Origin of the sequence: Vibrio sp. 1CM24A (assembly GCF_023161725.1) — a bacterium.
GTDB classification, from domain to species: Bacteria; Pseudomonadota; Gammaproteobacteria; order Enterobacterales; family Vibrionaceae; genus Vibrio; species Vibrio coralliirubri.
The window spans coordinates 134,613-147,469 of the sequence record NZ_JALNTS010000004.1 but is presented as its reverse complement, the minus strand read 5'-3'; the positions used below and the strand labels follow the sequence as shown (position 1 = coordinate 147,469).

Annotated in this window: 15 protein-coding genes; 8 read left to right on the top strand and 7 right to left on the bottom strand. The window is 44.6% G+C overall.

The genetic code is table 11. The annotated features are described in order from the left end of the window. Positions 1-236 precede the first annotated feature (236 nt). A complete protein-coding gene (locus tag MSG38_RS10545; RefSeq protein WP_248401787.1) occupies positions 237-1,463 on the bottom strand; it encodes an outer membrane protein transport protein in 1,227 nt (408 codons plus the stop codon). A gap of 134 nt (positions 1,464-1,597) precedes the next feature. Between MSG38_RS10545 and MSG38_RS10540 the strand changes: the two genes are divergently transcribed. From MSG38_RS10540 to MSG38_RS10525, 4 genes are all read left to right on the top strand, one after another. Beyond that, the gene (locus MSG38_RS10540; protein WP_048609348.1) at positions 1,598-2,533 is read left to right on the top strand and encodes a LysR family transcriptional regulator; all 936 of its coding nucleotides are present in this window, start codon (positions 1,598-1,600) and stop codon (positions 2,531-2,533) included. Positions 2,534-2,769: 236 nt separating this feature from the next. Further along, entirely contained in the window at positions 2,770-3,147 is a 378-nt protein-coding gene (gloA, locus tag MSG38_RS10535) for a lactoylglutathione lyase (RefSeq protein ID WP_017084654.1), read from the top strand. A gap of 14 nt (positions 3,148-3,161) precedes the next feature. Beyond that, positions 3,162-4,259, top strand: a complete 1,098-nt coding sequence (locus MSG38_RS10530; RefSeq protein ID WP_248401786.1) for an alkene reductase — start codon at positions 3,162-3,164, stop codon at positions 4,257-4,259. Between the two features lie 110 nt (positions 4,260-4,369). After that, a complete protein-coding gene (locus tag MSG38_RS10525) occupies positions 4,370-5,236 on the top strand; it encodes a DMT family transporter (protein ID WP_248401785.1) in 867 nt (288 codons plus the stop codon). A gap of 135 nt (positions 5,237-5,371) precedes the next feature. Here MSG38_RS10525 and MSG38_RS10520 read toward each other — a convergent pair whose 3' ends face one another. After that, a complete protein-coding gene (locus MSG38_RS10520; protein WP_050622032.1) occupies positions 5,372-5,800 on the bottom strand; it encodes a MarR family transcriptional regulator in 429 nt (142 codons plus the stop codon). Between the two features lie 16 nt (positions 5,801-5,816). Then, entirely contained in the window at positions 5,817-6,461 is a 645-nt protein-coding gene (locus MSG38_RS10515) for a cytochrome b/b6 domain-containing protein (protein WP_248401784.1), read from the bottom strand. A 185-nt stretch (positions 6,462-6,646) separates the two neighbouring features. Here MSG38_RS10515 and MSG38_RS10510 point away from each other — a divergent pair, with 185 nt between their 5' ends. Further along, the gene (locus MSG38_RS10510) at positions 6,647-7,084 is read left to right on the top strand and encodes a cytochrome c (protein WP_248401783.1); all 438 of its coding nucleotides are present in this window, start codon (positions 6,647-6,649) and stop codon (positions 7,082-7,084) included. 130 nt (positions 7,085-7,214) lie between these two features. Here the strand turns inward: MSG38_RS10510 and MSG38_RS10505 are convergent, their stop codons facing one another. Beyond that, positions 7,215-7,709 carry a peptidylprolyl isomerase gene (locus MSG38_RS10505; protein ID WP_059020966.1) on the bottom strand — a complete coding sequence of 165 codons (495 nt, stop codon included), beginning with the start codon at positions 7,707-7,709 and terminating at the stop codon, positions 7,215-7,217. Positions 7,710-7,832: 123 nt separating this feature from the next. Next, positions 7,833-8,441: a TetR/AcrR family transcriptional regulator gene (locus MSG38_RS10500; protein WP_248401782.1), complete on the bottom strand. Its 609-nt coding sequence runs from the start codon at positions 8,439-8,441 to the stop codon at positions 7,833-7,835. A 167-nt stretch (positions 8,442-8,608) separates the two neighbouring features. Between MSG38_RS10500 and MSG38_RS10495 the strand changes: the two genes are divergently transcribed. Further along, complete coding sequence (locus MSG38_RS10495; RefSeq protein WP_081325165.1) at positions 8,609-9,595, top strand: glycosyl transferase family protein; 987 nt, start codon at positions 8,609-8,611, stop codon at positions 9,593-9,595. A 98-nt stretch (positions 9,596-9,693) separates the two neighbouring features. Here the strand turns inward: MSG38_RS10495 and MSG38_RS10490 are convergent, their stop codons facing one another. Together MSG38_RS10490 and MSG38_RS10485 are read right to left on the bottom strand one after the other, a co-directional pair. Beyond that, entirely contained in the window at positions 9,694-9,990 is a 297-nt protein-coding gene (locus MSG38_RS10490) for a hypothetical protein (protein ID WP_065675704.1), read from the bottom strand. A gap of 179 nt (positions 9,991-10,169) precedes the next feature. Next, complete coding sequence (locus MSG38_RS10485) at positions 10,170-10,403, bottom strand: hypothetical protein (protein ID WP_048609358.1); 234 nt, start codon at positions 10,401-10,403, stop codon at positions 10,170-10,172. A gap of 302 nt (positions 10,404-10,705) precedes the next feature. Between MSG38_RS10485 and MSG38_RS10480 the strand changes: the two genes are divergently transcribed. Continuing rightward, entirely contained in the window at positions 10,706-11,122 is a 417-nt protein-coding gene (locus MSG38_RS10480; protein WP_017060213.1) for a CBS domain-containing protein, read from the top strand. 171 nt (positions 11,123-11,293) lie between these two features. Then, positions 11,294-12,757 (top strand): MATE family efflux transporter, encoded by a 1,464-nt coding sequence (locus MSG38_RS10475; RefSeq protein ID WP_248401780.1) that lies wholly within the window; start codon positions 11,294-11,296, stop codon positions 12,755-12,757. Positions 12,758-12,857: the final 100 nt, after the last annotated feature.

Below are 12,857 nucleotides of genomic sequence, written 5' to 3'. Positions count from 1 at the left end.
ACGCTGAACACAGTGTCATGATAAACGAGACAATATCGTATTATTTAAGTTCTATTGAGTATGTAATCTAACCCAATCAAATGCGATGTTGAATGGGGATGAAATATTGCAGTTGAAGAACAGATAGAGAAAGACCTAGCGGATAGCTAGGCCTTGATGTGGTGCACGAGTTAAGCCATGAATCAGGTACTGTGCATTACTAATCGATAATCGACGAAAAGGTCGAGACGGCTGCTTTACAGGAAGCGGTAGTTCGCTTGCATGCCAAAGAAGTGTGCGCTGTTGTTATACGTGCCTACAACGCGGCCATTCGCATAATTCAGTTCAGGCTCGTCAAGATCGATGTAATCGTAGTAAGCGCGTAGTTCCCAGTTCTTATTGAGCGCATAGGTAGCACCTGCTCCAATACGTTTGGTTTCGCCTACAGGAAGATCCATATATTGATGAGTTGCGTCATCTTGAGGGGAAGTCTCGTAGCTGATGCCTGTTTCTAGTCGTAAGGTAGGGGTGATTTGGTAATGAGTACCTATGGCTAGGTTCCACACATCGTCAAAGTTACGGTCGACAACTTTTACTGAGTTATCATTGATGTCTAGTGTGAGGTCTGTCCAAGTTGATAGGTCATACCAAGTCACACTCCACAGCATGTCCCATTGGTCATTGACGGCGTGCACGCCGCTAATTTGGATGTGTTGAGGCATGATAAAGTCGAGCCCAACATCACGTTTGGTGTCGCTCGCCGAATGTTGAAGATCACCCTCACCGTAATGAGCAAGTTCAGAGCGGTACATAAAGCCAAAACGGTGTTGTTCGTTCGGTTGGTAAAAGGCACTAAGAGAGTAGCCAACCGTGAAATCATCCGCGTCTGCTTCGAATAAGTGCTCAGATCCAATGTCGCCAGTGCCGATAAAAGGATTCAACTCGCCGTTTGCAGTGAGGTATTCCGCATTGACTGAGGCACCCAACGAAAGCTGCTCATTCACTTTGTAAGATATCGAAGGCATCAGTTGAACAGTCATGAATTCAACATTCTTTAATAAACGCTGCCCAGAAAAGTTATCACCATAATCGATCCCTGAACCACCTTGAGAAGCCAAAGCAAAACCAGCGTGAAATTTGTCGTTGATAGGGGCAACAAAGTAGAAGCTTCCTACCGGAGCCCAACCGCCAGCATCAATGTTACTGTCAAAACGCTCTGATGGGTCTGTGTCTGAATAGTTGATGTCTGTGTAGAGGCCTGCCAGATTGACGGTGAGTTCAGGGTTTTCTAGCTGAGACATAGCGGCAGGGTTAGTCCATGCGGTTAACGCACTTTCAGCTAACGCTGCCGATCCTGCGCCTGCGGTACTTGCGTTGAGGGAACCAAGTTCAGGAAGAAGGTGAGCTGCAGCCTGCGCTGGGTTTGAAAGCATCGCGTTACTCGTCATCATCGCAATAGTGATGGCAAGGTAATGTTTTTTCATGGGGGAACCTATTAAGAAACTAATTACGCGGGATGTTAGTGTCTCAATTTGGGACTTTAAACGAGGGATTCTTATTTCATTCTATCGTTTTTACGATAGCATGGTGCTCATGGTCGCCTAACGAGTAATGGTATATGAGCAACGACATCCCCAACTTCAATCTACTTGCCGTGTTTTCTGCGGTGATGGAGCAGGGCAGTTTAAGCAAAGCTGCGGATCAACTCAGTACCAATCAATCGACCATCAGTACCGCATTAGCTCGCCTAAAAAAAGAGATTGGCCAAGAGCTTTTTGTTCGCAAAGGAAGAGGTGTTGCGCCTACGTCTTATGCGCAAAGCTTGTATGAACAAATTAAAGCGCCGATCAATGAACTCAATGGCGTGTTTCAGTCGATGGCGAATTTTGATGAGCAATCCTCTGAGCGTAAGTTTGTTATTTCTGCACCTGAGCACTTACAGTGGGTATTGCTCAATAGTTTTGCGGAGCTTCCTAATCAAAACTTGTCGCTGGAAGTCTTTGATCAACCAGACAGTGATGAGCGCATTTACGAAGATCTTTTGACGCAAGAGTTCGATGCGATGATCGATATTGTGGTGCCTGAACACCCAAGTATCGTCAGTGAAACACTTTATGAAGGCGAGTTTGTGATCGTGTGTCGAGCTGATCACCCGCGAATCCAAGGTGAAATCAGCGAAGCTCAGTTCCTAAGTGAAAAGCATGCCGTATTAGACAGAACACGACGCAAAGTTCGCAGTTTGAATCACTACACTTCTTTGGATCTGTCCCAGCGTAAAATCGTATTTCATGGGCGTTCACTGTTCAGTAATATCTTGCTGTGCAGCCAATCCGATTACATCACTGTGGTGCCTTTATCTATGGCCGTGCAGTTCCAAGAAAAGTTAAGTTTGCAGCTGTTCAAGCCGCCCTTTGAATATCAGCCGATGTCTCACTACCTGATTTGGTTGAAGAAGCAGAACAGCGACCCCGCTCATAAATGGTTCAGAGAACAAGTCATCAGTACATCAGATTCAATGTCGAAGGCGCTTAAAGATAGGCGTTTGCGATTTTAATTGAGAGTCTAAATCTAAGGGGAGCATTGGCTTCCCTTTTTTGTGTCGCTTAGTTGGTACTAGACAATATATTAATAACAAAAAATTATTAAAATGAGAATATTTAATAATTTCACTGATTTGTGTGTGTTCAGTAATATACCTAGCAACAGAGAAGTAGGTGGCCTCAAGGTCAACCTAAACGAACACTACTGAGCTTCTGAACGAGGCTGAGATTAAAGTATCAAGGGCGAAATATGAAATTCCTACACACAATGATCCGAGTTACTGATTTAGACAAGTCTATCGAGTTCTACACCAAGGTATTGGGAATGAAGGAACTTGAACGCCATGAAAACAAAGACTACCGCTACACATTGGTTTTTGTTGGCTACGAGCAAGGCGGCACGACTATCGAGCTAACGTACAACTGGGATACGAATGAGTACGAGATGGGCAGCGCGTTTGGTCATCTGGCATTGGGTGTAGAAGATATTTACGCAGCATGTGACAAGATCAAATCGCTAGGTGGCAACGTCACTCGCGAAGCAGGTCCAGTGAAAGGCGGTTCAACACACATTGCTTTCATTACTGACCCAGACGGCTACCAAATCGAACTGATTCAACTAGGTTAATCGAGGATATAACAATGACAAACGCACTATTTCAACCAATTCAACTTGGTAATATCGAGCTTAAAAACCGTATTGTTATGCCACCGATGACGCGTTCTCGCGCAACGCAACCTGGTAATTCAGCAAACGACATGATGGCGGCTTACTACGCTCAACGCGCTTCTGCAGGTTTGATTATTGCAGAAGGCACACAAATTTCACCTATGGGTCAAGGCTATGCTTGGACTCCAGGTATCTATTCTGACGAGCAGATTGCGGGTTGGAAAAAAGTGACTGATGCCGTACATGAAAAAGATGGCGTTATCTTCGCTCAACTTTGGCATGTAGGCCGTGTAACACACCCAGATAACATTGGTGGTGAACAGCCAATTTCGTCTTCTGCACTTAAAGCAGAAAACGTAAAAGTATTCATCGATAACGGCACTGATGAACCGGGCTTTGTTGATGTGGTTGAACCTCGTGAAATGACGAAAGAAGACATCAAAGAAGTGGTTGAACAGTATCGCCAAGCGGCTTTGAATGCGGTTGAAGCAGGCTTTGACGGTATCGAACTTCACGCCGCGAATGGTTACTTAATCAACCAATTCATCGATTCTGAAGCAAACAACCGTACTGACGAATACGGTGGCTCAATTGAAAACCGTTTACGTTTCCTTGGTGAAGTGGTTGAAGCTATGGTTGAAGCGATTGGTGCTGACCGTGTTGGTGTACGCCTTGCTCCATTCACATCGTTGAATGGTACGGTTGACGCTACACCAGTAGAGACTTACACAGCTGCTGCAGCACTGCTTAACCTATACAAAATTGTTTACCTGCACATTGCAGAAGTTGATTGGGACGATGCACCTGAAACGCCAAAAGCATTTAAAGCGGCAGTTCGTGAAGCCTACGAGGGTGTCCTTATTTATGCGGGTAAATACGATAGCGAGCGTGGCGAAAAAGCCGTTGCTGAAGGCGTAACTGACATGGTTGGTTTTGGTCGTCCATTCGTTGCGAACCCAGATTTACCAGCCCGTATTCAAAATGGTTACCCACTTGCGGCGCACGATCCAAACACATTGTTCGGTGGTGCTGAAAAAGGTTTAACGGATTACCCAGAATACGCAGGCTAAAAACAGCTGCCTGAAGCAGAGTATTGAGATAGTATCTTGATCCTGTTGAATGTTTATAAAAAGCAACCTTGCAGAGTCGGGTTGCTTTTTTTGTTATTGGACCAAGTAAAATGATGAATGTGAAAGCGATGCGCGGAGAGCTTTACCTTCTATTTGCCACCCTGCTAGCTGGGGTGGGATGGATTGCATCTAAGCTGGTGGTATTAGAAATGCCTGGGCCGGTGTTCATTGGTGTGCGATTCTTCGTCGCGAGTCTTATTCTTCTGCCATTTTGTATTCACCATATTCGTAAGCTTTCGCTTAAGCAGATTCTGTCTCTTTGCGGCGTGGGTTTGTTGTTGTCTGCCTCATTGCAGGTATGGGTGTTTGCGGTTTCAGTGACGGAAAGCTTGTCGGAAGGGGCATTCATCATGAGCTTAGCCATGATCATTGCACCGTTTGTGTCTTGGATTTTGTTTCGAGTTAAGCCTAATCGCGCGTTTTGGATGTCTTTCCCTATCGCGATTATCGGCATGCTATTGCTGACTCTGGGCAACGGCTGGCATGTTGAGCAGAGTCAGATTTACTTCTTACTAGCATCGATGTTGTTGTCCGTTCACTTTGTGATGAACAAGCGTGTGATTACCAATATCAAACCTATCGCATCAATCTGTGTGCAACTATTTGTGGTGGGTGTGAGTGGTTTAGCCTTTGCTTCTATGACAGCTCAGCCGGAGTTCGAAATCACCAAAACCTTAGTCTTCTGGTTTATTGTCTCTGCGGTGATCGCAACGTCTATTCGTTACTTGCTGCAAACGGTCGGTCAGCACTCCGTGAACATGGAAGTGGCGGCATTGATCATGATTCTTGAGCCAGTGTGGACGCTGCTGCTAAGTGTGAGTGTGCTTGGTGAAAGTGTAGAGATGCAGAAGCTGCTCGGTGGGGCGGTGATCATTGCTTCACTGTTTTGCTATATCAAATGGTCGAGACGAAAATAAAACACTCGGCGCAAGGCCGAGTGTGGGTTGTTTTTCAATACACGCTCAGAGTGTAATCATTTCTAAGCACTAAGCACTAAGCACTAAGCACTAAGCACTAAGCACTGAGCTTGCTAAGCAGTGAACGCGGTAAGATCAGATTGCCGCGACTACTTTCTGAAGTAGCTTGAGCATTTGTTGTTGCTCTTCAGCATCTAACTCGTTCATCAACTCTTTGTTTAAACGAACGGGGATAGGAACGAGTTGTTCTTCAAGTGCTTTGCCTTTTTCCGTTAAGTAAATTCGGAAAGAACGGCGACTGTTTGGATCGGCTCTGCGTTCGACCAGTTCAAGCTTTTCTAACTTGTCTAATGTGCGTGTCGTTGTTGAATTCTCGACTTTGGATTTAGCAGCAATATCACGCTGAGTCACACCTTCTTCTTCCCAAAGACACATCATGGTTGGCCATAGAGCAATGCTTAAGCCATGTTCTTTCAATTCCGTGTCGAAATCTTTGGTCGACTTATTGGCGATCACATTGATCATCCAACCAAAGCTTTTTTGTCTATCAAACTCTTCTGGCATCTTTCGCAACCTAATTTTACTGTGATATTACAACTATTGTCATCGTAACTAATACCGATGCAATTAGCACCAACAACGCTTTCCTATTTGATGAAAAAGCCAATTGACTGCTATTTCTGAAATAATCCGTTGACGCTGAATGGTTTTGTTTGCCTGTGATCATGGCAAGAACCAGCGGTTTTGAACGCAGTTTGTAGATGATAATAGCCACCAAGTGCAGTACGACAAAGACCACTAACATGCGAGCGGCAATGCCATGTACTGTGCATAACACATCGAATACTGCATCAGTAATCACGAGTTCCGAGCCAGGGAGCGCATCAAAAAAACCTGCAATAACAAGGCCTGTAATACATTGGATGAACAAGGTGGTGATCATACCGATGACCATCCAAGCCCCTAATGGGTTATGTCCAGGCTTTGGCTGGATTTTACCTCGTAAATATTGGAAAGAAGAGCGAGGAGAGCTAACAAATTGTGAGAAGCGGCTCGTGTCACTTCCAATGAATCCCCAAACCAATCGCCATAAAATTAGGCTAAACAGTGCTAGCCCAAGATAAACATGTGGGCCATTGCCACTAAAACCTGATGCCGCTAGGCCAATGAATAGTAGTGCTTGTAACCAGTGATACAGTCGAGTTGGTAGATCCCAGATTTTCATAATGCTTTTCCTGTTTGCGAATTTGCTTGGTGGAAATAATTTACACAACAATAGTTGCGCGCGCAACTATTGTTGTGTAAATTAAATGCATCTCTTCGATTACGGTTGAACTATCAAGCCGTAATTAACGAATAAATCACTCAGCCAATTAACTACTCAGTCAATAAATCACTAGGAATGACACTATGAAAAAATTCACGATCGCTTTAATCATCGCACTACCAACGATTGCTCTACCTATGATCTCTGCAGCCGCAGCGGATGTTGTAAATAATCGTCAACAGGCTTTTAGCTCTATTGAAGAGGTCAGTAAACAAGTCGATTCAGAATTGAATAACAGTGACGTGGATTGGCTGAAGGTGGACGAGTTAAGTGAAATGTTGGTGGAACATGGTGATGTCTTGAACGCGAGTTTTGCTGAAGCTGACACAGGGGGTAAGGCCAAGAAGGAGATATGGAGCAAGCCTGAGAAATTTAACCAACTGATGTTACAGATGAACCAAGGCTTTGCAGAGCTGTATCAGGCGAGTGTTGAACAAGACTTGTCGAGTGCAGAGCAAGGGTTAAATTCTGCGAATAAGACGTGCAAAGGGTGTCACCGTACTTATCGTTCTCGTTGGTAACGATTCTAACAACGAGCTTTGAATACAGGTGGTAAAGTCGAACCCTTACCACCATAGTCCTATCGCACAGCCTTCTTCTCTTTGTGCTATCAATTCGAATGCACTAGGGTCAGGAGAGCACGTGAGTGAATTAATCGCGAACAGTGACTTTAGTAATCACAATATCTTCGCAAGGCACATCTTCGTGTCCCCAACGAATGGTTGTTGGGGCTACAGCGATTTTGTTTACTACATCCATACCCGCTGAAACCTTACCGAATACCGCGTAACCCCAGCCAGCATTGGTTGTTGAGGTGTGATCGAGGAAATCGTTGTCATCAAGGTTAATGAAGAACTGCGCCGTTGCAGAATGTGGTGCATCAGTACGAGCCATTGCTACAGAACCAATCACATTCTTCAAGCCACGGTTTGCTTCGTTGACTATCGGTGCGCGAGTTGGTTTTTCTGTCATGTCGATCGTGTGACCACCACCTTGAATCATGAAACCTTCAATAACACGGTGAAATGTCGTGCCTTCGTAGAAACCGTCTTGGCAATATTTAAGGAAGTTTTTCGACGTTACTGGCGCTTTTTCAAGGTTCAGTTCAATCTCGATATCGCCAAAGTTGGTGGTGAAAGTAATCATAGGGCTACCTAAAGTTGAAGTTTTACTGAGTCGTAATGACGAAAGTGGGTTGCAGTATAGGGAAAATAACAGCGGATACCAGTGATGGTTTTATTGTGGTTGAATTCTCATCAACCACCAAAATCACGCCTGATATTGTTTAAGGAACATCTCGACACTTGAAGTAATGATCACTTGTTTGTGCGCAGCATCCGGTGACGGCACATGACCAATGATTTGCGGCCAAAACGCAAAAGACTTAAGCAGACCAATGAACTGCGTGGAGGCGAATTGTGGGTCTAGTTCTACTAAACGACCGTCTGCCAAAGCGGCTTTAATCCAGGTTGTAAGTCCACTTTCTGCTTGGGAATATTTTTCCATCGCTTGATGCGCCAGTTCGGCGTTATGGAAATACTCTGAGAACAACACGCGTGACAGGTCGATGAAGCCTTCAGACTCAAGTAACTCAAGTTCTTGATTGGCTATCGACGAAAGCTGTTCTGCAAGTGGTAGTTCTGCTTGATAAGGGAAATGCGTCGCGGCCAGAGTTTTGCTCCAAATGCTGTCCAGAATCTCATCTAAAAGCAGCTCTTTGCTGGCAAAGTGATTGTATACGGTTCGCTTTGATACTTCTGCGCGGCTCGATATTTTATCCATGCTGGTGGCCTTGTAGCCATGCTCAGTAAACTCTGCGATAGCAGCGGCAACGATCGATTCACGTTTTCTTTGGCTCAGCGTTTTTTTTACAGTCATCGGGATACTACTCAATATGTCGCGGTTAGCATTACATACGCTAATTTTACACCAGTAAGTTTACTTTTAGAACACCAATCCGCGTATTGGTAATTCGGTCGAGAGCAACTGAATCGCTTTGCAATGCACGGTGGGTATCATAGAATCGAAAGTGTATTCGAATTTTATTGATATCAACGGAAGAGAATAAACAATCAATGAGTAGTATTTTAGAGTGTATTCGTACAGTTGGACGAGGAGAAAGAGGGCGTAAGCCTTTATCGTTCGAACAAGCCTACCGCATCATGGATGAGTATTTAAGCGGAGAAGTCGGTGACGACCAAATGGCTATGCTACTGATGTTGATTCGTGTGCAGAATGAAACCAATGAAGAGATCGCTGGCTTTGTAAAAGCGTTTCAATCTCGAGTGCCAGATTTAGGCGCTGATATTGATTGGCCGTGTTATGCAGGTAAGCGTAACGATAACGCCAGTGGCAAGCCTTGGAACTTGTTGGCGGCAAAAATCTTAGCTGACAATGGCTATAAAGTGTTAATGCATGGCTATATGGATAAGCCGAGCGGTAGGACGCACGTTGAAAGCCATTTGCAAGATGTCGGTGTGCAAAGTGCTGAGAGCCCTGAACATGCTAAGTCGATTCTTGAACAAGACGGCATTGCTTATTTACCGCTAGCTAACTTTGCGCCCGAAGCACAAACCATGATTGGTTGGAAACACCGTTACGGTTTGAGAACACCAATTAACACGGTAGTTCGAGCATTGAATCCTGGTGGTGGCCGTTTAGGTCTGCGTGGCAGTTTCCATCCTGGCTTCCCACAACTTCATGCGGAAGTTGAGCATGTTATTGGTAATAAATCCCACTCGGTGATTTCATTCAAAGGGATGAACGGTGAGTCGGAATATAATCCTAAAGTTAGCCAAACGGTGTGGATGAGCTCTCCTGACAAAGTCGAATCGTTCTACTGGGAAGAGATGATGAACCTAGAGTTGCCACTTCCTAGTCAATGTGTACTTGGCACATCGGCTGAAGAGATGGCGTTAATGGCGAATACCGTTGTCGACAGCATGACAGCCATTCTCTTTGCGGAAACGCACGATAAAACTGAGGCATACCAGAAAGCGGTGCGTCTGTGGCATGAGTATTGTGCGCGTTAAATGGTGGTTTGTAACCAATGATAGAAGGTCAGCGAGCGCTGGCCTTTTTTATGCTTAATTTCTAGTAATGGCTTTTCGTGAATGTCCAAACAATGGAGTTACTTCACTCGCATCAAGCGATGCATTTTGTCTTCGAACTGAATCTCGATCACCTGTGAGATTTTCATCTTATCAACACGATCAAGCATTCTCGTTTGGTAATCACGTTTTTTCATCCACTCTAGCGGTTCTTTAAAGCCATCTTCATTAATCACAAACGACTGATCGGTAATAGAGTCTTCAAAGATATGAACCACCCAAATGCGTGATTGGAAATCCAATAATTCACTAAAGTAGCTTTTTAACTTAGATAAGGAATTAGTTAGATACGTTTTAGGTGAGGTTTGAGAAGACATAGTAAACCGTATTGGGACAATGAAAATCGGCAAGGGCGCCGTCTGATCATTATAGCCTTTACCCGTTAGGCTTGTCAGGTCGAATTCGGCAGCCATTCACGGCGATTACCCATTGCTAATGCTTTGCTATTGCTACTGTGGCTGCCAGTTCGTGATTAACCAAACCAGTGTCGGATTCACTATTTTACGAATAGGCCGAAGTCGATCTCTTGTTCTCTTTGATACTTCACTAGCTTCACTTTTAGGTCGTGTTTTGCTGCTAAATCAATGGCTAAGCATGACATGCGTTTTATCTCATCAACGCAGCTTGATATAAGCGGTTTTTCTTGATTGTCGATAGTGGCGATGAGTGTGTTTTCTGTGCCGTCGTTACCTGCATAAACATACGCGTACATGTTGTTGTCGTGTTGCATAAACTTCCTAAATCGGGATTTCTAATTATTAGTGCGGTGAAGATTACAGGGTTTATTTACGCAGGCTAGTTTGGCTAAGTAAGGTTAAGCAAGGGAAAGTAAGGCTTTGTAAGAGCTCTTTTTTTCTTTTTTCTGGCGTTCGAAAACGTGCTCAACCCTTTGTTTGTCTCACTTTTTTGTCTTGTTAGGTTTTGCCTATCAATAAAATTGTTGAAATCCATTTAGTAAAATCAAGATTTTAGACAACAATTAACTTAACAAGATAGAAAAATATATGACGCAAAGTATTTAGGGAGAACGCAATGCATTCTATTAAAGTGAAAGATTACATGACGCAGCAGGTTGTGACATTTACTCCTGATATGCCGTTAAGTCTAGCGTTAGACAAAGTGATGCGCAGCCACCACATGGGTGGGCCCGTAATCGATGATAACGAACAAGTGATTGGCTTCCTTTCAGAGCAGGATTTACTCGAGAAACTTGTGAAGGTCAGTTACTTCTGCCAAGACACACACCTTGTGGGTGACTGTATGTACCAAGAAGTACTGTCGGTGTCCCCTGACTTATCCATTATTGAATTGGCGGACATGATGCAGGTTGGAAAACCTAAAGCATACCCTGTGATCGATAATCGAAAACTGGTGGGTATTATCACCAGAACTGATGTTTTGAGAGCAATTGGCAAGAACTTGGAAGAATGCTTCAAACATCAGGTATAGTAGCGTGTTAAGAACGATTATTTTTCTCAATACCCTCAATTGAAAAAAGGCGCACTAGCGCCTTTTTTCTGTATAGCGCTTTTTTTGGTCGATCCTTTCTTTGTGGGTCCCTAGCCTGTTGATCTGTTGATTGGGCTTTAGCTCTTGGGTATTCCAACTTTTGGAGGTTTCATGTCAAATCAAACGGCAAAGTTTGTTGAAGGTTCAACGATGCGCCACATACTGGTGATGTCGGGGGCTGGCTCTGTCGGTTTGATGGCGTTATTTGTGGTCGACTTACTCGACATGCTGTTTATCAGTATGCTCGGGCAAGTCGAATTGGCCGCAGCGGTAGGCTTTGCAGGTACGCTGACTTTTTTCTCTACCTCCGTTTCGATTGGTACTTCCATTGCCATGGGCGCATTAGTGTCCAAAGCCATCGGCTCAAAGAATCAAGAACACGCTCGAAACCTAAGCACCAGTATCATGCTGACTGCGTTTGTTATCAGTTCAACCATAACTGCAATCATGTTCGCTTATATTCCAGAGCTGCTAGCTGCGATAGGCGCCAAAGGCATTGCAGCCGAGCGCGCTCAAGCTTACCTACAGATTTTGCTACCAAGTGGTCCATTTTTGGCGTTAGCGATGGCAGCGGGTGCGGGCTTAAGAGCGGCAGGTGATGCCAAACGTTCGATGTGGGCAACTTTGTCGGGCGGTATTGTTAACGCGATTCTCGATCCTCTGTTTATTTTTGGTTTTGGTTGGAACATCGAAGGGGCGGCTATCGCTTCGGTTGTCGCTCGTTTCTCGGTGCTCTTCTTTTCGCTTTATCCTCTTATTCGCAGCCATCAGCTGGTGGCTCCACCTTCTTTTGTGCAATGGCGCCTTAATATTCGACCAATATTGGCGATTGCGCTGCCTGCGATTATCACCAATACCGCAACGCCTATCGGTAATGCGATTGTGACAACGGGTATCGCACAATATGGTGAGGATTTTGTCGCGGGCTTTGCCGTGATAGGTCGTCTGACGCCAGTTTGTTTTGCGGTTATCTTTGCCTTGTCTGGCGCTGTGGGGCCAATCATTGGTCAGAACTTTGGTGCAGAACGTATGGACAGAGTAAAAGAAACACTTAATAACTCATTGCTGGTTACTACGGCATACACCATCGCTGTTTGTATTCTGTTGTACTTCGTTCAAGGTTATGTCATTCAAGGCTTTAGCTTACAAGGTGATGCAGCAATCATTGTGGCGGCTTTCTGTACTTATGTGGCGTTGACCTTCACCTTTAACGGCGCGCTATTTGTTGCCAACACCTCTTTTAATAACCTAGGTAAACCGCTTTACTCGACAGCACTGAATTTGGGTAAAGCGACGTTAGGTACTCTGCCATTAGTCTATCTAGGTTCGGAGTGGTATGGCGCTTTGGGTGTTCTTTATGGTCAAGCTTTGGGTAATGTTCTGTTCGGGATTTTAGGTATCTTGGTGCTTCGACATCATATCGCTGAGCTGATGCAAGGCTCTCAAGTCGACCCTGTGGAAGATGATGTGTCGATTGTCAGCTTGAACACACAGCCATTCTGTTCACACGATGCGGTGCTTATTGATGATGTATCGGCGAATCGTGAAGAGTGTGCGGAGCTTAAATCTCAGTAAGTCATCGGCGCTGGCATAATATTTTTGTTTTCTTGAAAACTTCTTCTTGACCTTGGAGTAGCCTCCAAGGTTTATACTTTTGATGAACTTAAGGTTCTGT